At 55.2% G+C, this 23,234-nt stretch carries 27 protein-coding genes, 1 other RNA gene and 1 pseudogene; 12 read left to right on the top strand and 17 right to left on the bottom strand.

Annotation, left to right across the window (positions count from 1 at the left end):
• Nucleotides 1-18: 18 nt before the first annotated feature.
• Nucleotides 19-1,077 (top strand): photosystem II D2 protein (photosystem q(a) protein), encoded by a 1,059-nt coding sequence (psbD, locus tag RHP47_RS03850; protein WP_149818344.1) that lies wholly within the window; start codon nucleotides 19-21, stop codon nucleotides 1,075-1,077.
• Between the two features lie 57 nt (nucleotides 1,078-1,134).
• Here the strand turns inward: psbD and rfbC are convergent, their stop codons facing one another.
• Genes rfbC through rfbB form a run of 3 tightly spaced genes read right to left on the bottom strand, consistent with a single transcriptional unit; the run spans nucleotide 1,135 to nucleotide 3,639 of the window.
• Nucleotides 1,135-1,683 (bottom strand): dTDP-4-dehydrorhamnose 3,5-epimerase, encoded by a 549-nt coding sequence (gene rfbC, locus RHP47_RS03855; protein ID WP_286626672.1) that lies wholly within the window; start codon nucleotides 1,681-1,683, stop codon nucleotides 1,135-1,137.
• On the bottom strand, nucleotides 1,676-2,563 hold the full coding sequence (gene rfbA / locus RHP47_RS03860; RefSeq protein WP_286626674.1) for a glucose-1-phosphate thymidylyltransferase RfbA: 888 nt from the start codon (nucleotides 2,561-2,563) through the stop codon (nucleotides 1,676-1,678). Before rfbA ends, rfbC begins: the two co-directional genes overlap by 8 nt.
• Entirely contained in the window at nucleotides 2,560-3,639 is a 1,080-nt protein-coding gene (gene rfbB, locus RHP47_RS03865) for a dTDP-glucose 4,6-dehydratase (protein WP_310841075.1), read from the bottom strand. The genes rfbA and rfbB overlap by 4 nt, the downstream gene beginning before the upstream one ends.
• Nucleotides 3,640-3,742: 103 nt before the next feature.
• Here rfbB and RHP47_RS03870 point away from each other — a divergent pair.
• Nucleotides 3,743-4,193 (top strand): annotated as a pseudogene (locus RHP47_RS03870) (nucleoside deaminase).
• Between the two features lie 6 nt (nucleotides 4,194-4,199).
• Here the strand turns inward: RHP47_RS03870 and alr are convergent.
• Nucleotides 4,200-5,351 (bottom strand): alanine racemase, encoded by a 1,152-nt coding sequence (alr, locus tag RHP47_RS03880; protein ID WP_286626680.1) that lies wholly within the window; start codon nucleotides 5,349-5,351, stop codon nucleotides 4,200-4,202.
• A 308-nt stretch (nucleotides 5,352-5,659) separates the two neighbouring features.
• Between alr and murI the strand changes: the two genes are divergently transcribed.
• Both murI and RHP47_RS03890 read left to right on the top strand, forming a co-directional pair.
• Nucleotides 5,660-6,553, top strand: a complete 894-nt coding sequence (gene murI, locus RHP47_RS03885; protein ID WP_149818353.1) for a glutamate racemase — start codon at nucleotides 5,660-5,662, stop codon at nucleotides 6,551-6,553.
• Nucleotides 6,554-6,630: 77 nt separating this feature from the next.
• On the top strand, nucleotides 6,631-7,353 hold the full coding sequence (locus RHP47_RS03890; RefSeq protein WP_190278207.1) for a Bax inhibitor-1 family protein: 723 nt from the start codon (nucleotides 6,631-6,633) through the stop codon (nucleotides 7,351-7,353).
• Here the strand turns inward: RHP47_RS03890 and aroC are convergent.
• From aroC to rimI, 6 genes are all read right to left on the bottom strand, one after another.
• A complete protein-coding gene (gene aroC / locus RHP47_RS03895; RefSeq protein ID WP_286626682.1) occupies nucleotides 7,350-8,441 on the bottom strand; it encodes a chorismate synthase in 1,092 nt (363 codons plus the stop codon). The genes RHP47_RS03890 and aroC overlap by 4 nt on opposite strands.
• Nucleotides 8,442-8,456: 15 nt before the next feature.
• Nucleotides 8,457-8,795 (bottom strand): iron-sulfur cluster assembly accessory protein, encoded by a 339-nt coding sequence (locus RHP47_RS03900; RefSeq protein WP_310841078.1) that lies wholly within the window; start codon nucleotides 8,793-8,795, stop codon nucleotides 8,457-8,459.
• A gap of 11 nt (nucleotides 8,796-8,806) precedes the next feature.
• Nucleotides 8,807-9,745 carry a TIGR01777 family oxidoreductase gene (locus RHP47_RS03905; protein WP_310841080.1) on the bottom strand — a complete coding sequence of 313 codons (939 nt, stop codon included), beginning with the start codon at nucleotides 9,743-9,745 and terminating at the stop codon, nucleotides 8,807-8,809.
• 6 nt (nucleotides 9,746-9,751) lie between these two features.
• Complete coding sequence (locus RHP47_RS03910; protein WP_310841081.1) at nucleotides 9,752-10,213, bottom strand: ChuX/HutX family heme-like substrate-binding protein; 462 nt, start codon at nucleotides 10,211-10,213, stop codon at nucleotides 9,752-9,754.
• Between the two features lie 60 nt (nucleotides 10,214-10,273).
• Nucleotides 10,274-11,449, bottom strand: a complete 1,176-nt coding sequence (locus RHP47_RS03915; protein ID WP_149818361.1) for a transaldolase — start codon at nucleotides 11,447-11,449, stop codon at nucleotides 10,274-10,276.
• A gap of 90 nt (nucleotides 11,450-11,539) precedes the next feature.
• Nucleotides 11,540-12,091, bottom strand: a complete 552-nt coding sequence (gene rimI, locus RHP47_RS03920; protein ID WP_286626690.1) for a ribosomal protein S18-alanine N-acetyltransferase — start codon at nucleotides 12,089-12,091, stop codon at nucleotides 11,540-11,542.
• 61 nt (nucleotides 12,092-12,152) lie between these two features.
• On the opposite strand from rimI, the gene RHP47_RS03925 reads away from it, so the two are divergent.
• From RHP47_RS03925 to ald, 6 genes are all read left to right on the top strand, one after another.
• Nucleotides 12,153-12,530, top strand: a complete 378-nt coding sequence (locus RHP47_RS03925; RefSeq protein ID WP_226972003.1) for a DUF2996 domain-containing protein — start codon at nucleotides 12,153-12,155, stop codon at nucleotides 12,528-12,530.
• Nucleotides 12,502-13,011, top strand: a complete 510-nt coding sequence (locus RHP47_RS03930; RefSeq protein WP_225901532.1) for a peroxiredoxin — start codon at nucleotides 12,502-12,504, stop codon at nucleotides 13,009-13,011. The genes RHP47_RS03925 and RHP47_RS03930 overlap by 29 nt, the downstream gene beginning before the upstream one ends.
• 98 nt (nucleotides 13,012-13,109) lie before the next feature.
• Nucleotides 13,110-13,832 (top strand): DUF928 domain-containing protein, encoded by a 723-nt coding sequence (locus tag RHP47_RS03935; RefSeq protein WP_149818368.1) that lies wholly within the window; start codon nucleotides 13,110-13,112, stop codon nucleotides 13,830-13,832.
• Between the two features lie 7 nt (nucleotides 13,833-13,839).
• Nucleotides 13,840-14,204, top strand: an RNA gene (rnpB, locus tag RHP47_RS03940) — RNase P RNA component class A.
• A gap of 83 nt (nucleotides 14,205-14,287) precedes the next feature.
• Nucleotides 14,288-15,142 (top strand): prephenate dehydratase, encoded by an 855-nt coding sequence (gene pheA, locus RHP47_RS03945; protein ID WP_310841083.1) that lies wholly within the window; start codon nucleotides 14,288-14,290, stop codon nucleotides 15,140-15,142.
• Between the two features lie 7 nt (nucleotides 15,143-15,149).
• Entirely contained in the window at nucleotides 15,150-16,238 is a 1,089-nt protein-coding gene (gene ald, locus RHP47_RS03950; protein WP_149818373.1) for an alanine dehydrogenase, read from the top strand.
• 91 nt (nucleotides 16,239-16,329) lie between these two features.
• Here ald and RHP47_RS03955 read toward each other — a convergent pair whose 3' ends face one another.
• Complete coding sequence (locus RHP47_RS03955; protein WP_286626691.1) at nucleotides 16,330-16,722, bottom strand: helix-turn-helix domain-containing protein; 393 nt, start codon at nucleotides 16,720-16,722, stop codon at nucleotides 16,330-16,332.
• Between the two features lie 177 nt (nucleotides 16,723-16,899).
• Nucleotides 16,900-17,757 carry a phosphatidate cytidylyltransferase gene (locus RHP47_RS03960; RefSeq protein ID WP_149821646.1) on the bottom strand — a complete coding sequence of 286 codons (858 nt, stop codon included), beginning with the start codon at nucleotides 17,755-17,757 and terminating at the stop codon, nucleotides 16,900-16,902.
• 247 nt (nucleotides 17,758-18,004) lie between these two features.
• Between RHP47_RS03960 and RHP47_RS03965 the strand changes: the two genes are divergently transcribed.
• Nucleotides 18,005-18,670: a sigma-70 family RNA polymerase sigma factor gene (locus RHP47_RS03965; protein ID WP_149818375.1), complete on the top strand. Its 666-nt coding sequence runs from the start codon at nucleotides 18,005-18,007 to the stop codon at nucleotides 18,668-18,670.
• A gap of 41 nt (nucleotides 18,671-18,711) precedes the next feature.
• A complete protein-coding gene (locus tag RHP47_RS03970) occupies nucleotides 18,712-19,242 on the top strand; it encodes an anti-sigma factor (protein WP_149818377.1) in 531 nt (176 codons plus the stop codon).
• On the opposite strand, the gene RHP47_RS03975 is transcribed toward RHP47_RS03970, so the two are convergent.
• The 5 genes from RHP47_RS03975 to RHP47_RS03995 all read right to left on the bottom strand — a co-directional run bounded on the left by RHP47_RS03975 (nucleotide 19,232) and on the right by RHP47_RS03995 (nucleotide 23,156).
• Nucleotides 19,232-20,158: an NAD(P)H-dependent glycerol-3-phosphate dehydrogenase gene (locus RHP47_RS03975; protein WP_310841084.1), complete on the bottom strand. Its 927-nt coding sequence runs from the start codon at nucleotides 20,156-20,158 to the stop codon at nucleotides 19,232-19,234. The two genes, RHP47_RS03970 and RHP47_RS03975, sit on opposite strands and share 11 nt — an antisense overlap.
• A 12-nt stretch (nucleotides 20,159-20,170) precedes the next feature.
• Nucleotides 20,171-20,491, bottom strand: coding sequence for a hypothetical protein (locus RHP47_RS03980; protein WP_149818381.1), 321 nt, complete (start codon nucleotides 20,489-20,491; stop codon nucleotides 20,171-20,173).
• 99 nt (nucleotides 20,492-20,590) lie between these two features.
• Entirely contained in the window at nucleotides 20,591-21,445 is an 855-nt protein-coding gene (locus RHP47_RS03985) for a DUF6671 family protein (RefSeq protein WP_286626695.1), read from the bottom strand.
• Nucleotides 21,438-22,208, bottom strand: a complete 771-nt coding sequence (locus RHP47_RS03990) for an ABC transporter ATP-binding protein (RefSeq protein WP_310841085.1) — start codon at nucleotides 22,206-22,208, stop codon at nucleotides 21,438-21,440. The genes RHP47_RS03985 and RHP47_RS03990 overlap by 8 nt, the downstream gene beginning before the upstream one ends.
• The gene (locus RHP47_RS03995) at nucleotides 22,209-23,156 is read right to left on the bottom strand and encodes a serine hydrolase (RefSeq protein WP_310841086.1); all 948 of its coding nucleotides are present in this window, start codon (nucleotides 23,154-23,156) and stop codon (nucleotides 22,209-22,211) included.
• Between the last annotated feature and the right edge of the window lie 78 nt (nucleotides 23,157-23,234).

Below are 23,234 nucleotides of genomic sequence, written 5' to 3' on the forward strand. Positions count from 1 at the left end.
CTTTTGGAGTTGAGTTTTATGACGATCGCAATTGGACGAGCGCCAGCAGAACGGGGATGGTTTGACATCCTCGACGACTGGCTCAAACGTGACAGATTTGTCTTTGTCGGCTGGTCAGGCATCCTGCTGTTTCCCTGCGCCTACCTTGCCCTCGGGGGCTGGCTGACCGGTACCACCTTTGTGACCTCTTGGTACACCCACGGCCTCGCCTCCAGCTACCTCGAAGGCTGCAACTTCCTCACCGTTGCCGTTTCCACCCCCGCCAACAGCATGGGGCACTCCCTTCTTCTCCTTTGGGGTCCCGAAGCCCAAGGGGACTTCACCCGCTGGTGCCAACTCGGTGGTCTGTGGACCTTTATCGCCCTCCACGGCGCCTTTGGCCTCATTGGCTTCATGCTGCGGCAATTTGAAATTGCTCGCTTGGTGGGCATCCGTCCCTACAACGCCATTGCCTTCAGTGCCCCCATTGCCGTCTTTGTCAGCGTCTTTTTGATCTACCCCTTGGGGCAATCCAGTTGGTTCTTTGCCCCCAGCTTTGGGGTGGCTGCCATCTTCCGCTTCCTGCTGTTCTTCCAAGGGTTCCACAACTGGACTTTGAACCCCTTCCACATGATGGGGGTGGCCGGTGTGCTCGGCGGTGCCCTGTTGTGTGCCATCCACGGTGCCACAGTGGAGAACACCCTCTTCCAAGATGGCGAAGGCGCCAGCACTTTCCGTGCCTTTAGCCCCACCCAATCGGAAGAGACCTACTCGATGGTGACGGCGAACCGTTTCTGGAGCCAAATTTTTGGGATTGCCTTCTCGAACAAGCGCTGGTTGCACTTTTTCATGTTGTTTGTGCCCGTAACGGGGCTGTGGATGAGTGCGATTGGCGTGGTGGGTCTGGCGTTGAACCTGCGGTCTTACGACTTTATTTCGCAGGAGATTCGGGCCGCGGAAGACCCTGAGTTTGAGACGTTCTACACGAAGAACCTGCTCTTGAACGAGGGCATTCGCGCTTGGATGGCGCCCCAAGACCAACCCCATGAAAACTTTGTCTTCCCAGAAGAGGTACTCCCCCGTGGTAACGCTCTGTAGAGCCTAATCGTATCCTCGTCTGAGTGTCCCTCTCCAATTGGGGAGGGATTTTTTATCTCAAGCAAATAGGGGAAGTTCGTTGAAAGACTTGCCCTGCTGATCCTTGGCAGAAAGGAGGGGTTCGCTGTCGATCGGCCATTGAATGCCGACGGTTGGATCATTCCACAGCAGTGTATATTCATCCCCCGGATTGTAGTAGTCCGTTGTTTTGTAGAGCACTTGGGCAGTGGCTGATTGCACCCAGAAGCCGTGGGCAAAGCCAGCGGGAATCCACAGTTGCTGGAAGGTGTCTGCACTGAGCCAAGCCCCTACCCATTGGCCACAGGTGGGCGAGGAACGCCGCAAATCGACTGCGACATCAAAAATTTTTCCTTCGATGACGCGAATGAGTTTGCCTTGGGGCTGTTGGTGCTGGTAGTGTAATCCCCGTAGCACGCCCTGTTGTGAGGCAGAGTGATTGTCTTGGACAAAGGTCACCTCTAAGCCTGTAGCGGCCATAAAAGCCCGTTGATTAAAGCTTTCTAGGAAAAAGCCCCGCTGATCGCGAAAGACACGGGGTTCCAAAAGCAGAACATCAGCGATCGCCAACGGTTGTACCTTAAGCATGAATGCCTCCAGTGACTTCTGCCCACACCTGCAAGAGATATTGACCGTAGCTACTTTTGCGCAGGGGTTGGGCGAGTTCATAAAGTTCCTCTGGGGTAATGTAGCCCTGATGCAGAGCAATTTCCTCTAAGCAGGCAATTTTCACCCCCTGCCGTTCCTCCAGCGTGCGAATGAAGCTGCTGGCCTGTTGCAGCAGATCATGGGTACCCGTATCCAGCCACGCATAGCCGCGTCCCAGCAATTCCACCCGCAGTTGTCCCTTTTCAAGGTAAAGGCGGTTGAGATCGGTGATTTCCAGTTCCCCCCGTGCCGATGGTTGCAGTTGGGCTGCCAGATCGCACACTTGATGGTCATAGAAATAGATGCCGGGCACCGCATAGTTGGACTTGGGTACTGCTGGCTTTTCCTCAATGCCGAGGACGCGACCGCTGGCATCAAACTCAATCACACCGTACTGCTGCGGATTGGCCACCCGATAGCCAAAAATCATTGCCCCTTCCGTCAATTGCGCCCCCTGTTGCAATTTTTGGGGTAAATCATGGCCGTAGAGCAGATTATCCCCAAGGGTGAGGCAGACGGGTTCTCCTTGTAAAAACTCCCGCCCTAGGATAAAAGCTTCCGCGAGACCATTGGGCTGAGGCTGCACACAATAGCTGAGGGACAAGCCCCACTGATGACCATCCCCTAGAAGCTTTTCAAAAAGATAGAGGTGCTCTGGGGTAGAAATAATGAGGATCTCCCGAATCCCCGCCAACATCAGAATTGAGAGGGGATAGTAAATCATTGGCTTGTCGTAGATGGGCATCAGTTGTTTACTGATCACCTGCGTCAGGGGATAGAGGCGGGTTCCAGAGCCACCGGCCAAAATAATTCCCTTCATGGGCAATGACTAAGAACGCTGCCATAGTGGGTTGCCAGCCAAGCACTGTAGTCGGCGGTGCGCGCTGCTTCCACCCAATCTTGATGGGCAAGATACCACTGCACCGTCTTTTCGAGGCCACTGCTGAAGGTTTCTTGGGGCTGCCACCCCAATTCTCGCTGAATTTTACGGGCGTCAATGGCGTAGCGGCGATCGTGGCCGGGGCGATCGCTCACAAAGGTAATCAAGCTGCGGTAATTCAAATCAGACCGGGGCACAAGGGTTTGCAGCAGATCACAGAGGGTTTGCACCACCTCAAGGTTCGGCTTTTCGCAGTTGCCACCAATGTTGTAGGTTTCCCCCACCTGACCCTTTTGCCAAACGGTATAGACCGCGCGGCAGTGATCTTCAACGTAGAGCCAATCCCGTACATTTTGACCATCGCCATAAATGGGTAGCGGTTGCCCCGCTAGGGCTTGGCAGATCGTCAGGGGAATCAGTTTTTCGGGGAACTGGTAGGGGCCGTAGTTGTTGGAGCAATTCGTTGTCAGGGTGGGCAGACCGTAGGTGTGGTGGTAGGCACGCACAAGGTGATCTGAGGCGGCCTTTGAGGCGGCATAGGGGCTGTTGGGGGCGTAGGGGGTGTCTTCGCGAAAGGGCGGATCCTCAGGGCCAAGGCTGCCATAGACTTCATCGGTGGAAATATGAATGAAGCGGAACTGCTCCTGTGCTCCAGTGGGTAACTGTTGCCAGTAGGTTTTGACCTCTTCGAGGAGATTGGCGGTGCCCACAACATTGGTTTGGATAAAGTCTTGGGGACTATTGATGGAGCGATCCACATGGCTTTCGGCAGCAAAGTGAATCACGGCATCGGGCTGAAAGGTTTGCAATAGCTCTTGGACAAGGGAGCGATCGCCCACATCCCCCTTGACAAACTGATAATTGGGCAGTTGCTCCAGCATGGCCAAGGTTCCAGGGTGGCAGGCATAGGTCACTTTATCGAGGTTGAGCACTGCACCCCAGCCTTCCGTAAGGGCTAAGCGCACAAAGTTGGCGCCAATAAAACCACCCCCACCCGTTACCAAAAACTTGATCATGGACACTGACACCAGCAGATTCTGGCTTGCATCATACCAAGACTAGACACCTGTTCAGAAAAAGACGTTTACTAGGAATGAACATTTGCTCAGGCGGACAATCATGGATGAATTTATGGCGGCAGCGATCGCCGAGGCAGAGCAAGGACTCAAAGAGGGCGGCATTCCCATTGGCTCGGTCTTGGTGCGCAATGGCCAAATCATTGGTCGCGGCCACAACCAACGGGTGCAGCGGGGCAGTCCGATTCTGCATGCGGAGATTGACTGTCTGGCCAATGCGGGTCGCATCGGTCGCTACGATGATACAGTACTGTACTCAACCCTCATGCCCTGCTATCTCTGCGCCGGTGCGGTGGTGCAGTTTGGCATCAAAAAAGTGATTGCGGGTGAATCCCAGACCTTTCCGGGGGGCGCGGGAGTTCATGGCAGCCCACGGCGTTGAGGTGATTGACCTGAACTTGGAGCGATGTCAGCAGTTAATGCGGGACTTTATTACGCAACATCCCCAGCTCTGGTTCGAGGACATTGGCGAACTCACCTCTGAAGGAGAGTAGCAAAATTCAGGAGACAGGAATACGCGGCAAGCGGTTCTTGAAGCCGCAGAGAATTTCCCAAGTAATTGTGCCTAGGGTATCCGCCCAAGTTTCTACGGTTAGGCAATCCTCGCCATCTTCGCCTAGGAGCGTGACGACATCCCCCTCTTGCAAGCCATCAATGTCACTGACATCAATCATCAGTTGATCCATCGTAATGGCTCCCACTTGGCGCACCCGTTTTCCTTGAACCAAGACTTCAAGCTTGTTGGAAAGAAGGCGGGGCACCCCATCGGCGTAGCCAATGCCAACAACGGCAATTTTCATCGGCTTGGGGGCAATGAATTGGTGGCCATAGCTAATGCCCGTATGGGCGGGAATCTCTTTCAATAGGGTAATGCGCGATCGCACTTGCATGACTGGTCGCAGCGGCACCACCTCCCGTAAATGGGGGGCAGGATACACACCGTAGAGACTCAAACCAATCCGCACCATGTCATAGTGGCTACTGCGATTGGCCAAGGTGGCGGCTGAATTGGCCATGTGACGCCGCACCGATCCCAACCCAAGGGGAGCAAGTTCTTGACACACCTGCTCAAAATAGGCCTGCTGCTGGTGCATCAAACTGGGGTCAGGGTCATCGGCACTGGCAAAGTGGGAATAAATCCCTTGGATGCGGAGGTTGGGTAACCGCTGCACAAACTGCACAAAACCCACGGCATCTTGCCACGGACAGCCCAAGCGAGACATGCCCGTATCAATCATCAAATGGACATCAAGGGGTTCCCGCAGATGATCGGCGTAGTCGGAGAAAATCAAGGCTTGCTTGGGTGTAGAGAGGGTGGGCTGAAGCTGCCACTCGGCCATCATCTGCACCTGCACGGGCAAATTGACGGATCCCAAGACCAAAATTGGCGCTGTAATCCCCGCCTGCCGTAGGGCAATCCCTTCGGGAATTGTTGCCACCCCTAGCCAAGTTGCACCGTGGGCTAAAACCGTCTGTGCCACCGTGAGGGCACCATGACCATAGGCATCTGCTTTCACCACGGCTAAAAGTTCCGTTGTTGGTGCCAGCCATTGGCGAAGATGTTGGGTATTGGCTGCCAAGGCCGCTAAATCAATTTCAATCCACGCGCGCTCACACTCATGGGAACTGGTGAGCTGTTCCTGACTGAGCATTGTTTTTCCTATCCTCACACCATAATTCCCCAGTAGGGGGTGACGAAACTTACAGCCACAGGTGCTCTGTGATTCAATGTATAGCACCCTATGTTCGGTCTTGGCGTCAATTATTCGGTTCTTGGCAAAACCTGCTAGAGTGGCACTACAGCCCTTTTCTCAGACCTAGCGTCCATAGAGGGGATGTATTGTGGCTCTCACGGTTTGGAGCGTGTTTCATCCCGGTGAAAAGGGCGGTAGATTGGCTGTGGTTGCCCTCTTGCTGAACGGGGCAATGTCATTTTTGTTGGTGTGAGGTCGAGGTTCGAGTGGACAACTGGCACAAGACATCCCTAGGGCTAAATCCTCTGGGAGCGATTGGCGTGTTTGACAGTGGGGTGGGGGGCCTAACGGTTTTACAGGCACTCCAACGCCTTTTACCCCAAGAATCGTTTCTCTACTTTGGGGATACAGCACGGTTGCCCTATGGAACTCGCCGCCGCAGTGAAATCCTGCAATATGTGCGGGAGATTTTGACGTGGATGCATTCCCAAGGCGTCAAGATGGCGGTAATGGCCTGCAATACTAGTTCAGCCCTTGCCTTGGCACAGGTTCGCAGTGAGTTTCCCTTTCCGATCCTTGGCTTGATTGTCCCCGCTGCCAAGATGGCGGTCACGCTGGGAAAGCGCATTGGTGTCATTGCTACCCCCGCAACGGTTAAAAGCGGTGCCTATGCACGGGCACTTCAGGAACTCTCACCCACAGTGGCGATCGCTCAAGTGGCTTGCCCTGAGTTTGTCCCCCTTGTGGAAAGCAATTGCCTAGAGGGCGATCGCGTCCACCGCATTGTTTGTCAGACCCTAAACCCCCTAGTTCAATTTGACCCCGATACCCTCATTTATGGTTGCACCCATTACCCCCACCTGCGCCCTGTGATTGAGCAGTATTTGCCCGCAACGGTTCATCACCTTGATCCTGCCCATGCCGTTGCCCGTGCAACAGTGCGCAAACTAGAAGCCATGAATTTAGCGACTCCTTGCCCCCAAGGCCAAGTGCACTTTTATGTCAGTGGGATACCCGAACAATTTGCCCAGTTAGCCAGTCAATGGCTGGGATACTACCCAACGGTGGAGCATCTATCCTTGAGTGTCTTGACCCAATTCTATCCGCCATTAGAGATAACCGCCCCGCCACCAGAGGTCTCCGTGGTTGTTGCCAGCTAGGTGCCCTTGGGAATTTTGGCACAATAGAACTATGCCATCTGGCCATGTTGTCTATTCACCACCCTTGGAGGATTCCCGTGAGTAGTACCAGTAATTTTCAAGAGGCGATTCGCGAGGCGCGTAGTAGCGCGATCGTCGGTCCCAATGTGATTCGCAATGCCCTGCCCTTTGTCGGTGGTGGCCTCGTCCTGACGGCGGTGGGTAGCTGGGGTGGTCTGGGCGTGCTTGCTGCTGCGCCCCAACTCTTCATGCCCACGTTTATTGTGGCCATTATTGCTGAACTTGTCCTCTTTTTTGTGGCGCAGGGAGCCGCTCGCAAAGGGAACAATGGGCTAGCCCTACCCCTGTTGGCCACCTACAGTTTGCTGTCGGGTTATACGCTCTCTGGATTGATTGCCCTTGCCCTCAGCACCGTGGGCATTATGGGGATCATCATTGCCGCTGGCGGCTGTGGCATCACGTTTATGGCCGCTAGTCCCATTGGTTCCAATCTGTCGGAACGCGATGGCTTTGCCCTTGCCAAAACGGTACAACTGGGGATTATTGCCCTGCTGGTGGTGCTCGTTCTCCAGTTAGTCTTCAGCTTCTTTGGTGTCTTTACACCCACGTTTCTGGAAATTGCGATTTCTGGCATTGGTGTCGTGCTCTTTGTGGGGGCTGCGGTGGTGGACTTCTTTGTGCTGCCCCGTACCTACCGCGATGATCAGTACCTCTCTGCTGCCCTTTCGATGTACTTGACCTACATCAACCTGTTTATCTTTATCCTGCGGTTACTGATTGCCCTCAATCGCAGTCGCTAAAACAGCAGATGACACTGGGCATGATCCCGGAGCAGATGGTCACAGAGAACGAGAGCTACCATTGCCTCGACCATCGGCACCGCTCGCGGTAACACACAGGGATCATGCCGTCCTTTTGCCGCTAGAATGGTTTCTTCACCTGCTTGGTTCACGGTTTTCTGGGCTTGGCCAATGGTGGCGGTGGGCTTAAAAGCTACCCGCAAAATAATGTTTTCGCCATTGGAGATGCCCCCCTGAACCCCCCCAGAACGATTGGTGCGGGTGCGAATGCGCCCCTGTTCATCGGTATAGAACTCGTCATTGTGCTCTTGACCCGTGAGCAGGGTACCGGCAAAGCCAGAACCAATTTCAAAGCCCTTACTGGCGGGCAGCGACATCACCCCCTTGGCAAGATCTGCTTCTAGTTTGTCAAAGACGGGGGAGCCTAGGCCGACAGGCACATTGCGAACCACGCACTCAATGACACCGCCAATGGAGTTGGCTTGCCGCCGCACCTCATCCACAAGGGCAATCATTTTTTCTGCGGTGGTGGCATCGGGACAGCGCATGATATTCGCCTCAACGGCAGCCGCTGCCACGGTATCAGGATCAACAATGGCTTCAATGTCCTTGACCCGCTTGACGTAGGCAATGATTTCGGTACCCGCGACTTGAGCCAGAATTTTGCGGGCGATCGCCCCCGCGGCCACACGCCCAATGGTTTCCCGTGCCGAGGAACGCCCACCCCCTTGCCAGTTGCGAATCCCGTATTTGCCGTCATAGGTAGCATCTGCATGGGAGGGACGATAGACCTGTGCCATTTCGGCATAATCTTCGGGGCGAGTGTCCTTGTTGCGCACCAGAATCGCAATGGGCGTGCCGAGGGTTTTGCCCTCAAAGACCCCGGAGAGAATTTCACAGCGATCGCTCTCTTGGCGAGGGGTCGTGAGACGACTTTGGCCGGGGCGGCGGCGATCCAGTTCCTTTTGAATATCCGCTTCTGACAGTTCCAATCGGGGAGGGCAGCCATCCACAACCACCCCCACACCGCCCCCGTGGGATTCACCAAAGGTGGTGACGCGAAAGAGATGCCCAAACGTATTGCCCATAGTGATTTCTGAAACCTACGATCCGCTCACCCGAAAGGCCATGCCACAGCCACAGGTTTGACTGGCATTGGGATTGTGGAAGCGAAAAGCGCCCCCCATTAAGTCTTCGATGTAATCCACCCGCAAGCCCCGCAACATCTCAGCCGCTTCCGCCGCGATCGCGATCGTCCAGCCTTGGGACTGGGTGAGCACATCCGTCGGCTCGGGTTCGGTCACAAGGGCAAGATCGTAGCGCCAGTCACTGCACTCACTGGGTTGCACCTGAATCCGTAGAATCGCGGCCCGACCTCGACTGACGCCATGGGCTTGGAGACGTTCCAACTCTTGAATGGCTGCGGGGGTCAATTCCACCATCTTGCACCAAACTAGCGGGAACCATCAGTATATCGTGGTTTGAGGAGGTTGGTGAGAGCTGCCTTGGCGTTGGGGTAGTCAAATTGAAATCCCGTAGCCAGCGTTCGCTCCGGCAAGACCCGCTGCCCCTTGAGCACCACATCAGCTCCTTCCCCAAGCAGCAATTGGAGAACTGGGGCAGGCACAGGCAACCAAGAGGGGCGCTGCATCACCTCTCCTAATACCCGGCAAAAGTCCGCCATCGTCAGTGGCTCTGGGGCGGTGGCATTGTAAACCCCCTGCATTCCCGCTTGATCCACTGCGGCTAGAATCAGGCGCACTAAGTCCTGCTGATGGATCCACGAAAACCACTGCTGACCCGAGCCAAGGGGCCCCCCTAGATATAACTGAAAGGGCAATAGGAGCTTGGCCAGTGCCCCCTGCTCGCCGAGGACAATGCCAAAACGCAGAATCACGAACCGCACCCCTAAATCCGTTACCCCTTGGGCAGCCGCTTCCCAGTCCACACAGACCTTGGCCAGAAAATCATTTCCCGCTGCATGGGTTTCGACAAACGTTTCTGTATCGCTAGTGCCGTAGTAGCCAATGGCAGAGGTGGAGACCAATACCTGCGGGCGCTGTTGACATTGGGCGATCGCCCGCACCAACTGCTGTGTGCCGACAACCCGGCTATCGTAGATCTCCTGTTTGCGCTGCGCTGTCCAGCGACCATTGGCAAGGGGTTCTCCTGCCAAGTTAATTACTGCATCCGCCCCCTCAAGGGCAGCAAACCAGTCCCCAGCGGCTTTGGGGGTATAGCCCACCCATTCAACATGGGTCATGCCAGCGAATTGTTTGGCGGCTTTCGCCGGGGAGCGTACTAAGGCAACCACGTGATCGCCGCGATCGCTGAGGGCGCTGACGACCTGCTGCCCGACAAATCCAGTAGCACCGGTTACAACGACTCTCATAGATCCCTATCCATGGGTTGCGCTGGACGCTTTTGCCTCAAGGTCGGCCACCACGGGTTGCCACTCTGTACCGTAGCGTTCCCGCAGGGCGTGCCAAGCTGCCACTTGACCTGCGGCGTATTCACCGGGCTTACCCCACTGCAAAAAGGCACTGAGGACGGATTTCTCATTGGCATCGAGAAAGCGAATGGCGTAGGTAGGAAAGTTGCCCCGCTTGGCTTGCCCTTCCTCAAAGCGAATTTTGGCCACCTGATCCATATTCAAGTGAAACTCAAAGTCCTCCGTGTGCATATTGGCATAGCGCCCCTTGGGCAGTTCGGCATAGAAGACCTTGGTGAGGGGCGATCGCACCTCCAGAACGGCAGTTTCGTTTGTAACCACAAGGCGCAGTAGCCCCAATTGCTCACAATCCCTGAGGAATTGCTGAAAGGAGGGAGAAATATCAGACATCGTTGGTGCATCAGCCATGAACACTTCTTCCACTGTGACGCACAGGGGATGCCGATGCAAGCCTGCCGAGTTAGCTCTCTATTTCGCCTTAGCCAAATGCAGCACAACGCCCAGACCCGCGCCCATATCCTCTGGCGTGACCTTACCATCGTGGTTGGCATCGAGGGCATCAAACACTGCATCCGTTCCCAGCCACTCTTCGCGGGTAATAATGCCATCGCCATCGAGGTCATAGACATGGAAGAGTTCTTCTGCTGCATGGGTGAGGGTTTCCGCCCCTTCAAGGCGGGCCAGTCGCTGCGTCAAGAGATCCTCAAGGGTCTCCAGTGCCTTGGTGAAGCCCTTAATGCCCTCATCCAGTTTTTCACTGGCCATCTCATCAGCCGCGTGCATCCTGCGGAAGGTGGCTTCATCCATAGCGACTTTTTCAATGTCAAGGGTGGCAGCGATCGCCGGATCCAACTTGCGTTTTAGCTCGCCACTGGTATTTTGTAGCTCTTGGAGCAAGGCCGGGGAAATGGTGAGCAAATCGCAGCCGGCCAGTTCAATAATTTCGCCAATGTTGCGGAAGCTGGCGCCCATCACTTCGGTAGGATAGCCGAATTTCTTGTAGTAGTTGTAGATTTTGGTGACGGAAATCACCCCTGGATCCTCAGGCCCTGGATACTCGGCACGACCTGTTTTTTTCTTGTACCAGTCGAGAATGCGCCCAACAAAGGGGGAAATCAATGTCACACCCGCCTCAGCGCAGGCGATCGCCTGATGGAAGCCAAACAGCAGGGTTAAATTGCAGTGAATGCCCTCTTTTTCGAGAATTTCGGCTGCACGAATGCCTTCCCAAGTCGAGGCAATTTTAATCAGCACGCGATCGCGCCCCACACCTGCGGCTTCGTATTGGCCAATCAACTCCCGCGCCTTTTGCACTGTAGCTTCTGTATCGTAGGAGAGCCGCGCATCTACTTCCGTTGAGACCCGACCGGGGATAATTTGCAAAATTTTCAAGCCAAAGGCCACCGCCAAGCGATCCACAGCAAGGGAGACAATCTCACGGGGAGTAGCACCAGACCCCAAATCAGCTTTGGCTTTGCGCAGGGTTTCATCGACAATGGGCTGGTACTCCTTCATTTGGGCAGCAGCCGTAATCAACGAGGGATTCGTGGTGGCATCGCGGGGGGTGAATTTTTCAATGGCGAGGATGTCTCCCGTATCAGCGACCACAACTGTCATTTGTCGCAACTGTTCCAGCAAGTTCATGAGACAGGTCTCCCAAAGGTGTCCCTTTCATTATCGTTCGCCAGCCCAAGGGTCGGGGAAAGCACCGTAACAAAGCGCAATATGTCACCCCTAGGTTCTCTCAGTGCGATCGCTGAGCAACCAACCTTGCGCCTCAACCCGCGATCGCCAGTGCTGCCAGTGCTGCTCAAGTTCCTGCCCCATTTCGGGAGTATTGAGGTGATTGCGCCAAAGAATCAGGGCATCCTCTGGGGGGTTCTCGTAGTAGTGGGGACGCCGTCCGACCAGTTCAAAGCCAAAGTGCTGATAGAGTCGTTGGGCGGCTGCATTGCTGGCGCGTACTTCCAAAGTTGCCCACTGGCGATCGCCCCCTTGATGCCCCAGTTGCAAGAGCCGACACAGCAGTAACCCCGCTAACCCCTGCCGCCGGTACTGCGGATGCACCATCAGCAACACAAGGTGCAATTCATCGGCAATCCCCCAGCTCACGCCACAGCCCCACACTTGATCAAGGGTGGCCACCACCAGCAGCGTATGTTGCGGATTCTCCAACTCACGGGCATAGCCCTGGTGCGACCAAAAGCCCCCCAGACACACCTGATCCAGTTGAACGATGCTATCTAAATCCTTGATCGTTGGGCGTCGTAATTCTAATTGCCCCATGGCCGTTGCCTGCAAGGGAGAGTGCTATCATGCAGAGGAAATGGTACCGTGTAGCAGCGCTATGGCAGAAGAGACGCCCACCCAAGCCCCCAAAAAAGAAAAGCCCCCCGCCATTGAGGATAAACCCTTTGCTGAGTTTATTAATGAGGCTTTTTTGCCTGCTCTCCAGAACGCCCTCAGCGCCAAAGTGGGGGATGTGAGTCTGCGCCTAGAGGAGAATACCGTGATGGGTGAGTGGGGCAAGGGAATGTATCAGTTTCGCCTCTACTTCCTAGAGGGGGATATCCAAGGGCCGAAGGCTTTTGTCTGTAGCAGCGGTGGCATTACCCCCAGCACCATTGAGCCATTTTTGGGGGATGAGCGTAAAGTAACGCTTGATCTCCTAGTCTTTGGGGTGATGCAGCGCCTGAATGGCCAAAAGTGGTTGGGAGGCAATTAGCGAGAGTATGGCCACAGCAATTCAAGTGGGCGATCGCGCCCCTGACTTTGAACTCACGGCTGCCGATGGCCGCAAGGTGAAGCTCTCCGACTTTCGTGGCAAAAAGAACGTTGTCCTCTACTTTTACCCCGCCTCAGAAACCCCCGGCTGCACGATTCAAGCCTGTGCCTTTCGCGATGCCTACAGTGTTTTCCAAGAACTGGGTGCTGAAGTGATTGGCATTAGTGGCGACCCCGTGGAGCGGCAGCAGGGCTTCCAGAAAAATCACCAACTCCCCTTTCTCGTCCTCAGTGATCCCGGCAACAAGGTTCGCCAGCAGTATGGTGCCTCTTCGCTCTTTGGTCTCTTTCCGGGGCGGGTCACCTATGTCATTGATCAAGAGGGTGTGGTGCGCTACGTTTTTGACTCTATGCTCAACTTCAAAGCCCACGTAGATGAGGCGCTCAAGATTTTGCGTCAGTTGGCCAGTGCCACTGCCTAAAACAAGCGATCGCAATCACACCCCAACGGTAAGCGAGTTCACTGCCAAGGCCGACTCCTTAGGGCTAGGGTAGAGCCATTCTTCTTAGGAGTTTGGCCATGCGTTCCTACCTTGCCCTTGTACCTGCGGTGACCCTCTTTCTGTTGCCCCTTGGTTCTCTCAGCCTTGCGCAGGGAACGACCCCTGTGGTGAGTCAGCCTTCCAGTCTTGTGGCGCGGCTGCGGGCGAATCTGCCGAACCGTGGTGTTCCCGGTAGTCGCTTTGGGGGGGCAACCCGTGGAGCCTGTGTTAGCGGCAGTGAACGTTTAACCGCCTTACTCCCTGATACCCACCTTGGCCAAACGGCTGTGGCGACACCAACCCTCTTTGTTTTTGTGCCCAAGAGCAAAGCCACGCAGGGGGAAGTGGTGATTGCTGATGCTGAGCATCGTCCCCTAGCAACAATGGTGGTGGATCTACCCGCTGAACCGGGGATTCTGGCACTGAAGCCCAATGTGCAACTCCAACCCGGCCAAGACTACCGCTGGACCTTTACCCTACTGTGTGGTGCTGATGCCGATGATCCCTCCGCCTTTATCTCTGTCAGTGGCGTGATTTCGCGGGTGCAGCCGGCAACGGATTTGGCAAAGCAACTTCAGGGCAAGAGTGGGGGCGATCGCCTTGGGGCAGCAGTTGATGCGGGTCTTTGGTACGAAACCTTGGCGATTTTGGCCGAGCTGCAAGGGAATGAAGCCACACGGAACCTAGCCCGCAGTGAATGGGTCGCCGTATTATCTGCCGTTGGTCTAGGGAGTATTGCCCAAGCACCCCTAGTACAATAAAACTGAATGAGTTAGCGCGGTGGTTGCGGGAGTCTCTCACTCCTGAGGAAAGTCCGGGCTTCCAAAAGACCAAGCTTGCTGGGTAACGCCCAGTGCGGGTGACCGCGAGGATAGTGCCACAGAAATATACCGCCGATGGAGGGAAACCTCACAGGCAAGGGTGCAACGGTGCGGTAAGAGCGCACCAGCAACATCGAGAGGTGTTGGCTCGGTAAACCCCGGCTGGAAGCAAGGTGTGCTAGCGCTAAGGAACCAGGGTTGGTCTTTTCCCCAGTTCTTTGCTAGCCAGAGCCGCTAGAGGCACTTGGTAACAAGTGTCCCAGATAGATAACCACCCTTTGAACAGAACCCGGCTTACGTCTAACTCATTCATTAATCATTTTTTTATGATCTTGAGAAATGCCCCCTGGGGACGTGCCCTTGACTCTTTTCTGCCTCTGTATTGAAGTCCATCTATGGTGAAGCTGGGTTACCTTGGCCCAGTGGGCACCTACAGCGAAGAAGCTGCCCAAAGCTATGCCCAATGGCAGCAACAACAGGGAGTATGCCTTTGCCTTGTGCCGATGATCACGATCGCCGGCTGTCTGGAGGCATTGGCGGTAGGAGAATTAGATTTAGCGCTGGTGCCCAGTGAAAACTCGGTTGAGGGCAGTGTCAACATTACCCTTGATTCGCTGTGGCGACTGGATACGCTGCACATTCAGTACGCCTTTATCCGCCCCATTGTCCATGCCTTCATTGCCCAAAGCACAGATTTCGCCCAAATTCAAGCGGTCTATTCCCATCCCCAAGCTCTCGGGCAGTGCCAGCGCTGGTTACAAGCCCATCTTCCCCATGCGCGCCAATGTCCGGTGACCTCCACCGCCGAAGGGCTGCAATACGTGGCTCAATCCGATCGGGTGGGGGCGATCGCCTCCGTACGAGCCGCCCAACTCCATCAACTACCCATTGTCGCCACCGAAATTCAGGATATTCCCGACAATTGCACGCGGTTTTGGGTGGTGAGTCGCCAACAGGGGGATGGCTGGCCCCAGCCGGGGGATACCCACACTTCCATTGCCTTTAGCCTGAAGGCCAATGCCCCCGGTGCCCTGCTCAAGGTGCTGCAACTCTTTAGCGATCGCCAGATTAACCTCAGCCGCATTGAATCGCGCCCCAGCAAACGTGCTTTGGGGGATTATCTCTTCTTTGTTGACCTAGAGGTGAATGGTCGCCCTGATGTGGTGGCTGATTGTCTGCTGGCGCTTAAGGACGCTACAGATGTGTTGAAAGTCTTTGGTAGTTATCAATTTCTAGACCTCGGAGAGTAGATTGGCCATGCGTATTGGTGTCCCCAAAGAAATGAAGGATCAAGAATTCCGCGTCGGTCTGACGCCAGCAGGGGTACAAAGTCTGCGGGAGCGCGGCCATGAGGTTCTCATTGAAAGTGGCGCGGGGGTGGGTTCAGGCTTTCTCGATGAGGCCTATGTTGCCGCAGGTGCCCAAATTGTGTCCACGGCTCAAGCCGCGTGGGATGCCCAACTGGTGGTCAAAGTCAAGGAACCCTTGCCCTCGGAGTATCGCTATTTGCGTTCTGGCCAACTGCTCTTTACCTACTTGCACCTTGCCGCTAGTCGGGAGCTGACGGTGGCTCTGTTGGAATCGGGGATTACCGCGATCGCCTACGAAAGTGTTGAAGAAACGCATCACCAACGCAGCTTCCCGCTGCTAACCCCCATGAGCATGATTGCCGGTCGCTTGGCAGTGCAGTTTGGTGCCCGCTTCCTAGAGCGTACCCAAGGGGGGCGGGGAGTGCTCCTCAGTGGCATTCCGGGGGTGCGGCCGGGGCGGGTTGTCATTTTAGGGGGCGGTGTCGTCGGCACAGAAGCGGCGCGGATGGCTGTGGGTTTGGGGGCACAGGTGAGCATTCTCGATATTAATGTCGAGCGTCTCAAGTACCTAGAAACCCTCTTTGGCGCCCGGGTGGAGTACCTCTACAGCAGTTCTCACCTCATTGCTGAGCTATTGCCCCAAGCGGACTTAGTGATTGGTGCTGTCCTTGTGCCGGGTCAGCGTCCTCCCTGTTTGGTGCCCAAGTCCCTTGTGCAAACGATGCGCCCCGGAGCAGTGATCATTGATGTGGCCGTGGATCAAGGGGGCTGTGTGGAAACGCTGCGACCCACTACCCATTCCAACCCCACCTATACCGCCTTTGGTGTGGTTCACTATGGCGTGCCGAATATGCCGGGAGCCGTGCCTTGGACAGCCACCCAAGCCCTGACGAATAGCACCTTGCCCTATATTCTTTGCCTCGCCGATCATGGCGATCGCGCCCTCGAACTCTCCCCTGCCCTTGCCAAGGGTCTAGTGGTCAAGCAGCACCATTTAGTCCATCCCGATGTGCGGGTTGTCTTTCCTGATCTTTAGGCGGACGATCAAGTACCTCTGGACAGGCTGAGCCCCGTTCTCATTGACGCTCATCCCGCTAACGCTAGGCGTATAGCAGGAGATTCCCCGTTCACAGCATCTCTACGAAAAACCTAGGCCGTGCTAGTTGAAGTCCGTCCGAGGTGGAGAGAAAGTATTCCAAGCCAACATCGAGGCCAACCACCCGCTTCAAGACTTGCTGCAATGCTTGGGTGTTAACCGACGCTAAATCAGGGTTGGTCTGCTTTGCTTGGGTTAATCGTTGGCACTGCACGTTGAAGCTGGGGTAAGGGGCATCCGCTGAGATGATGTACTCGCTATGCACAGAGCAGGCATTGACTGGACATTTGCGCGAAGCAATCCAGTCTTTGCGTTCCCTCAGCGCATCATTCCAAACTTGGCGACACACCTCTAGATCGTAGTCGATCTGCTTGGCCTGCTGCTGGGTTAGTTTTAGCCTGTACTCGTACGTCAGGGTGATCATGAGTGGACTATAGCTATCAGTCGCACCCGATGTTCGGTGCTAGCTCAATATATCCAGCAACAAGCTGAGATTGAGTGACTGCTCCCTGCGGTCGCCCGCCGCCTCACCACCACCTAACCGCTTTGCGGTATAGACGGAGCACTGCGGCGAATTTTGGTAGATTGAATGGCAAGAAACTCATTGACACAAGGGCAATAGTAACGTCACAAAGTAAAACACAAGGGGTGCCGTAAAAACATAGCTATCGGCGCGATCCAAAATGCCGCCATGCCCGGGAATCAACTGGCCAGAATCTTTGACGCCGGCATCCCGTTTCATCATTGACTCCGTTAAGTCCCCCAATAGACTGGCAATGCCAATCATGAGGCCAAACATTGCACCCAAAAGCCAAGGGAGTGGCCAGCCGAGGGAATGTGCTCCCCAAAGGGCGACGCCTAAACTCCCTAAAACGCCAAACACTGCCCCTTCTACGGTTTTCTTGGGACTGATGTGGGAAAGCCGTGTCCGGCCAAAGAGCTTACCAACAGCATAGGCACCAATATCTGCCGCCCAAATACAGACAAAGGCCAAGAGGGTTACCTGCAACCCCAAGGGCAAAGCGGTGAGTTGAAACTGCTCTGGCCAAAATCCTCCCAAAGGTAATGTTGCCTGTTGCTCCAATCCCCGCAAGCGCACCCAATAGCTTGGCAAATAGCCGCCGTAAAACAGCCCCATGATTGAAGTGGAAATGTCGGCGATCGAGGCCAGCTTGGGTTGAAATAGCAAGTAGAAGCAAATGAAGGTACCTGCGACGGGAAAGACAGCATCCGCAAGGTCTGGACGCAGCAGTGAGGTGATGAGGAGCACTTGACTCACCACGAGGGTGGTTTTAGCCGCCGGCGCACTCCCTTTGGCACGGGCTAATTCAAAGTATTCCAGTTGACCCAGATAAATCAGTGCCCCAATGCCCAGACAAAAATACCAACCGCCTAGAAAGGTCATCAGCAGCGCGAGAGCGATCGCGACAAGTCCACTGGCAATGCGGATCCAGAGCATGGTGGTGAGGGGCGGTGACAAGGGGTTACATTGAGCCGCGCGTTGAGTGTTTGCGTAGCGCGTCCAAAGAACGATCGCCGCTACAATAAAAAGTTTAATCTAAATTCACCAACGTTAAGGGAACATTAACAGACTCGCAGCCAAGACAGGATGCATGGCAATGTCCTTGCCAAGCTATAACGGATTATGGAACATCATGGGGGCAAGGGCGTCATGAAAAGCGATTGGTCTGAGGTCGATTGTATCCATGACATCCAGTCTTCCCCTTGCTTGGACGCGTGTTGAGGAGACCAGTGCTCGGGTGACGCTGCCGCTGACAAAACTTACACCCCAAGAGTTGGTTGTCCGCTGTCAAGCCGGCAGAACCCCAGATCGCGCTGCCTTTACTGAATTGTTGCGGCGATACCAATCCCATGTGGAGCGAATTATCTATCACCTCGCGCCCGACTGGGACGATCGCGCCGACCTTGTGCAAGAAGTCTGGATTCGGGTCTATCGCAACATTCACAAACTGCAAGACGCCAGCAAATTTCGGGGTTGGCTCAGCCGCATTGCCACCAACTTGTTTTACGATGAGTTGCGCAAACGCAAACGCCATCAACCGCCCCTGTCGCTGGATGCACCCCTGAAAACCCAAGAGGGTGAAATGAGCTGGGAACTTGCCGCCAGTGATGCCAGTCCCGATGACCGGTTGCGTACGGATGAATTCTATGATCAATTACGGCGGGCGATCGCCAACCTACCGGAAACCTTTCGGACAACGATTGTTCTGCGGGAAATTGAAGGCCTCTCCTACGAAGAAATTGCCCAAATCACTGGGGTTTCCCTCGGAACCGTGAAATCGCGAATCGCCCGTGCCCGACAGCGACTCCAACTAGAACTCCAACCCCACCTCGATCTCCCTTCAACCTGATGCGAATCACCCCTACCCTTTTCCTGCAAGGACAGACCCCTATGATGGACGAACTTGATCACTGCAAACGCGATACCTTTGAACTCCTGAGCGCCTACCTCGATGGTGAAGTGACGGCTGCAGAACGGCAACAGGTGGAAGCATGGCTGGCCACTGACCCCGAAGGCCAACGCCTCTATCAGCGACTCCTGACCCTCAAGCAGCAGATGCAAGAACTGCCCGTACCCTTGACCCCCTGTCCAGCGGATCGTTTGGCCGCTCAAGTGATTGCTAAGGCCCATCGCCCCCGTCGTATTTGGGTCTTAGGGAGTGCGGGAGCAACCCTAGCGGCATCCTTCGTGGCAATCCTGACGGGTCTAATTCCCAATCCCTTCCCCAGTCTGCCTGTAGCTATCACCAGTCCTGCTGGCATTGAGCCAGAGGTATCTCCCCTACCGATTGAGCCAACGGCAGTCGGCTTGATGCTCAGTCTTGACCGTCCCCCTGTGGCCATTCCCGTCAGTGAAACGGCTCCTGCGGCGCTGCCGGCACCCCGGGCAAGTTCACAGCCAAGGACTGAAGCTACTGACTAGGAATAATCTCCGGCTTGAAGGGACGCTCCAAAAGACAGTTGAGGGCAGCTTGGGGAGTGAGATGGCCACTAAGAACGGCATTCACCATCGCCGTAATCGGGATATCTAACTGGTGCTGCTGGGCATAGGTGCAGAGCACGCGAGCAGTGTTCACCCCTTCAGCCGTCCCCTTGGTCAGCGCTAGGGCTTGGGAGAGGGACTTACCGTGGGCAAGATGCCACCCCACTTGATAGTTGCGACTCAGGGCGCTGGTACAGGTGGCGAGGAGATCTCCTAACCCTGAAAGGCCGTAGAAGGTTTCCACTTGTCCGCCCCAGTGGGTACCCACCCGCACCATTTCCACCAGTCCTCGGGTAATCAGGGCAGAGCGGGCATTGACGCCCAGACCCAGACCATCATTGACGCCACAGGCGATCGCAATCACATTTTTGAAGATGCCCCCCATTTCCACACCCCGCCGATCCTCATTGCTATAGAGGCGAAAGGTGGTACTGCCCAAACAGTCCTGCACTTGCTTGGTTGCTGCTAGGTTGCCCCCCACCACTGCCGCTGCCGGTAATCCCTGCTGAATTTCACTGGCTAGGTTGGGTCCTGAAAGCACCACAAGATCGTGATGCGGGCAGTAGGTTTGCCAAATATCCGCCGCTGTGGCAAAGGTTTCTGATTCTAGGCCTTTCGTGGCACTGACAAGGATCATTTCTAAGGGGGGTTGAAGGGCGGCGACTTGGGCAGCCACTTCCCGTACGGCTTTGATGGGGAGAGCCGAAACCAGTAAATGAATGTCTTGAAAAAGAACAGCCGAGAGTGCCCCCTGCGATCGCCCCCAGCAGGAGACCCTGCAGCCCTGTTGCTCAAATAGGTATGCCAGTGTTTGTCCCCAATGACCTAAGCCCAAAATCAATACCCTTGGGGACATACCATCCCCGTCCTAGGGCGTAACCGTTAGATTTTGAAATTGTTGCTGCTGTCGTTTGCGAAAGGCCTCTGCTTCAGCATTAAGATTTTCCATTTGATCCGCCACTACTTCGTTGGGATCGCGACCATCCATCAAACGCAGGCGATTCATCAGTCCGGGCACGGAAAAGTTGCCATTCTGGGGATTAAGAATGCTTCCCAAATCATTGGCATTGCCGTTTTGTTGCCAGCCTTCCATTGGGTTATTCGTGTTTGCAGTCTGGGCAAGCGCCATACTCCCGAGATTGAGAGTGAGTGCAGCAAGGGCAAGACTGGTTAGATAGCGAGGTGTCATGGGTCACTCCTCAAAACATGCGCTAGGAATGCAGACGATAGGATGGCTCAATCGGTGCCGAGGGCTGTACAAGGGATTATACCAAGTCTTTGTCGTTGCCTAGGGGTTGCAGAAGTAGCATTGACTGGGATCGGCAACGGTTTCAGGAACCGGTACTGTGAGTTGGTGCAAACAGCGTTGACAGTGGTAACAGCTGGCTTTGATGGCGCTGGTGGGTGCGCCACACCGTTCACAGGGTAGCCCCGGCAGTTTCTCACGAGCCACAAACCCCGGCCAACCACACTGAGGACAGCCCTGAGCCATTGCTTGAACGAGGTCAGCAGCCGCTTGAGCAATCACCTGCATGCGCGTCGGGTTCATGTGGGCCCGCATATCGGTTTCAAGGTGAATGGTGGGGCGATCGGTTTGCAGGGTGGCGATCGCCCTTTGCAACTGTTCCTCGCTTTGAATTCCTTTGAAAATTGGCGTATTGGGTAGAGGATCCGCCTGCGCCATCGCAATCAAACCATGTTCTGGAAAGCCCACCCGCTCGGCAAAGGCCAAGGCCTCTTCAAGATTGCTCACGGTGGCATGGTTAAAGTTCGTTTCTAGGGAGAGCACTTCCCCCCGCAAGACAAGGTCATGGCGGCGATCCACAAGCAGGATGAGTTCGCGATCGCTCGGAAGCATCGGAAATTGCGGATGGGGGCCAAAGCTCCCCTCACTGGCAACCACTAAGTCTGCGTCCGTTTGTGCCAGCACTGCTTCTGCCTTGGCGAGAGCCGCCTCTTCTTGGGTGCCACAGCGGGGAATTTCACGGCTAAACGTCCCAAAGCGATCGCTATCAAAATCTGAGGCCACAACTACCGTTACCCCTAAGCGAGCCAGCACCGGAGCGATCGCCTGCTCTTTGCCATGCTTGGTGGCAAGAATTGCCGTGCGTCCTTGGAAGTAGCGATCTGTAGCTCTAAACATCACCGCCAAGATAGGCCTCAATCACCTTGGGATCATTTTTAACCGTCAGGGGATCGCCCAGAGCAATGAGTTGACCAAAGTCCAATACTGCCAAGCGATCGCACAAACTCATCACCAAGGGCACATGGTGCTCAATGAGAATCACCGTCAGGTCAAAGGTCTCCTTGAGGCGGCGAATTAACTCACAGAGGTCTTGCTTTTCCTTGGGGTTCATACCCGCAGCGGGTTCATCTAACAAGAGCAGGCGGGGTTGCAGTGCCAAGGCACGCGCCAGTTCAAGGCGGCGTTGTTCACCATAGGGTAAGTTGCCTGCCCGCTCGTGGCGCCGCTCATAGAGATTCACCCAGTAGAGAAGTTCCTTGGCGCGGTTTTCCAAGCGCTCCTGAGCATACCGTCCAGGGGCTGCTCCCCAGAGGTTTGCCCAAAAACTGGCAGGGGCATGGAGATGCTGTCCCATGCGCACATTCTCCCAAACACTCATCTCTGGAAAGAGGCGAATATTTTGAAAGGTGCGAGCAATGCCCAACCCAGCAATCTGGTGGGGCTTAAGCAGGTGCAGGGGCTGCTGCTGAAACTGAATTTCTCCTGAGGTGAGAGGAATTAACCCCGTCAGCAGGTTAAAAAGGGTGGTTTTACCAGCGCCATTGGGGCCAATAATGCCAAAAATCTCCCCCGTTGCCACGCTAAAGGACACGCGATCAACCGCCTTGAGGCCGCCAAAGTAGCGGCACACATTCTCTAAGGTCAGGAGTGGCTGCGACATCTAGGGCTGAGGAGGGGGAAGTTTCTCGAAGGCTTGGTAGGCCATGCGCGAGACTTGGCGAATGAGTTCACTACCTCGGGGATCATTGTAGGGGCGTTTCACCATCATTGCTGCCACATAGCGTTGGCCATTGGGCATATCCACCATGCCCGCATCTCCCACCACAATACCAATATCGCCAGTTTTGTGGGCAATGGTGGCCCCTTTGCCAAGACCAGCGGGCAAGAGGGTATTAGTGACCGTGCGCCGCATAATGTCCAGCAGGCGATCGCGACTACGGGGGGAGACAATTTCCCCCTGACCAATTTTCAGCATCAGCGTTGCCAAGTCGCGGGGGCTAGTGGTGTTGGTGCCCTTCATATCCGGTAGCAGATTGTTGATCACCGTATTTTCTAAGCCCCATTCCTGAAACTGTTGGTTGAGCACGGCTGCGCCCCCAAGGCGATCAATAATCATATTCGTTGCCGTGTTGTCGCTAATGGTAATCATTAAATCGGCCACCTCAAGGGCGGGGTACTGGGAATTCGGCTTTTGGTATTGCAATGTGCCCGCCTCAGAAGCAATCAGATCGGGGCGCATCGTCAGGCGTTCATGGAGCGTGACTCGTCCCTCATCCACCGCCTTGAAAAAGGCAACAAGGATGGGAAATTTAATCGTAGAGGCCGCTGGAAAGACCGCATCGCCGCCTACATTCAGAGATGCCCCGGAGTCGAGGTTAAAAAAGTACAGCCCCGCGGCCAGATTGGGTTGACGGCTCACCAATTGCTGAATTTGCTGTTGCAGGTTTGTCAGGGGACGTTCTGGGGGCAAGTTGGGGATTGGTGCTTCGGGGACGATCGCCTGACTGGCCGTGGTCTCTAGGGACAGTTTTTCAGGCTGCAACACCGACAACAGTGTGCCTACTATGGTGGCAAGGGCAACCACACTGACGCCAAAGCGAAAAGTCATTAAGAACAAATTGGGACGGGGAGGCGTTGGGCTAGGAAGCGGTGCTGGACGAGACAGTGAGGAAAGAGTAGAGGACGG

This window comes from Thermosynechococcus sp. QKsg1 (assembly GCF_031586415.1).
Taxonomy (GTDB): domain Bacteria; phylum Cyanobacteriota; class Cyanobacteriia; order Thermosynechococcales; family Thermosynechococcaceae; genus Thermosynechococcus.

What these genes read in the sequence shown, in the direction of transcription:
- psbD (WP_149818344.1), top strand. Translation starts at nt 19, where the DNA reads ATGACGATCGCAATTGGACGAGCGCCAGCAGAACGGGGATGGTTTGAC.
- rfbC (WP_286626672.1), bottom strand. Translation starts at nt 1,683, where the DNA reads ATGCTTAAGGTACAACCGTTGGCGATCGCTGATGTTCTGCTTTTGGAA.
- rfbA (WP_286626674.1), bottom strand. Translation starts at nt 2,563, where the DNA reads ATGAAGGGAATTATTTTGGCCGGTGGCTCTGGAACCCGCCTCTATCCC.
- rfbB (WP_310841075.1), bottom strand. Translation starts at nt 3,639, where the DNA reads ATGATCAAGTTTTTGGTAACGGGTGGGGGTGGTTTTATTGGCGCCAAC.
- alr (WP_286626680.1), bottom strand. Translation starts at nt 5,351, where the DNA reads ATGCTCAGTCAGGAACAGCTCACCAGTTCCCATGAGTGTGAGCGCGCG.
- aroC (WP_286626682.1), bottom strand. Translation starts at nt 8,441, where the DNA reads ATGGGCAATACGTTTGGGCATCTCTTTCGCGTCACCACCTTTGGTGAA.
- RHP47_RS03900 (WP_310841078.1), bottom strand. Translation starts at nt 8,795, where the DNA reads ATGGTGGAATTGACCCCCGCAGCCATTCAAGAGTTGGAACGTCTCCAA.
- RHP47_RS03905 (WP_310841080.1), bottom strand. Translation starts at nt 9,745, where the DNA reads ATGAGAGTCGTTGTAACCGGTGCTACTGGATTTGTCGGGCAGCAGGTC.
- RHP47_RS03910 (WP_310841081.1), bottom strand. Translation starts at nt 10,213, where the DNA reads ATGGCTGATGCACCAACGATGTCTGATATTTCTCCCTCCTTTCAGCAA.
- RHP47_RS03915 (WP_149818361.1), bottom strand. Translation starts at nt 11,449, where the DNA reads ATGAACTTGCTGGAACAGTTGCGACAAATGACAGTTGTGGTCGCTGAT.
- rimI (WP_286626690.1), bottom strand. Translation starts at nt 12,091, where the DNA reads ATGGGGCAATTAGAATTACGACGCCCAACGATCAAGGATTTAGATAGC.
- RHP47_RS03925 (WP_226972003.1), top strand. Translation starts at nt 12,153, where the DNA reads ATGGCAGAAGAGACGCCCACCCAAGCCCCCAAAAAAGAAAAGCCCCCC.
- RHP47_RS03930 (WP_225901532.1), top strand. Translation starts at nt 12,502, where the DNA reads ATGGCCAAAAGTGGTTGGGAGGCAATTAGCGAGAGTATGGCCACAGCA.
- RHP47_RS03935 (WP_149818368.1), top strand. Translation starts at nt 13,110, where the DNA reads ATGCGTTCCTACCTTGCCCTTGTACCTGCGGTGACCCTCTTTCTGTTG.
- pheA (WP_310841083.1), top strand. Translation starts at nt 14,288, where the DNA reads ATGGTGAAGCTGGGTTACCTTGGCCCAGTGGGCACCTACAGCGAAGAA.
- ald (WP_149818373.1), top strand. Translation starts at nt 15,150, where the DNA reads ATGCGTATTGGTGTCCCCAAAGAAATGAAGGATCAAGAATTCCGCGTC.
- RHP47_RS03955 (WP_286626691.1), bottom strand. Translation starts at nt 16,722, where the DNA reads ATGATCACCCTGACGTACGAGTACAGGCTAAAACTAACCCAGCAGCAG.
- RHP47_RS03960 (WP_149821646.1), bottom strand. Translation starts at nt 17,757, where the DNA reads ATGCTCTGGATCCGCATTGCCAGTGGACTTGTCGCGATCGCTCTCGCG.
- RHP47_RS03965 (WP_149818375.1), top strand. Translation starts at nt 18,005, where the DNA reads ATGACATCCAGTCTTCCCCTTGCTTGGACGCGTGTTGAGGAGACCAGT.
- RHP47_RS03970 (WP_149818377.1), top strand. Translation starts at nt 18,712, where the DNA reads ATGATGGACGAACTTGATCACTGCAAACGCGATACCTTTGAACTCCTG.
- RHP47_RS03975 (WP_310841084.1), bottom strand. Translation starts at nt 20,158, where the DNA reads ATGTCCCCAAGGGTATTGATTTTGGGCTTAGGTCATTGGGGACAAACA.
- RHP47_RS03980 (WP_149818381.1), bottom strand. Translation starts at nt 20,491, where the DNA reads ATGACACCTCGCTATCTAACCAGTCTTGCCCTTGCTGCACTCACTCTC.
- RHP47_RS03985 (WP_286626695.1), bottom strand. Translation starts at nt 21,445, where the DNA reads ATGTTTAGAGCTACAGATCGCTACTTCCAAGGACGCACGGCAATTCTT.
- RHP47_RS03990 (WP_310841085.1), bottom strand. Translation starts at nt 22,208, where the DNA reads ATGTCGCAGCCACTCCTGACCTTAGAGAATGTGTGCCGCTACTTTGGC.
- RHP47_RS03995 (WP_310841086.1), bottom strand. Translation starts at nt 23,156, where the DNA reads ATGACTTTTCGCTTTGGCGTCAGTGTGGTTGCCCTTGCCACCATAGTA.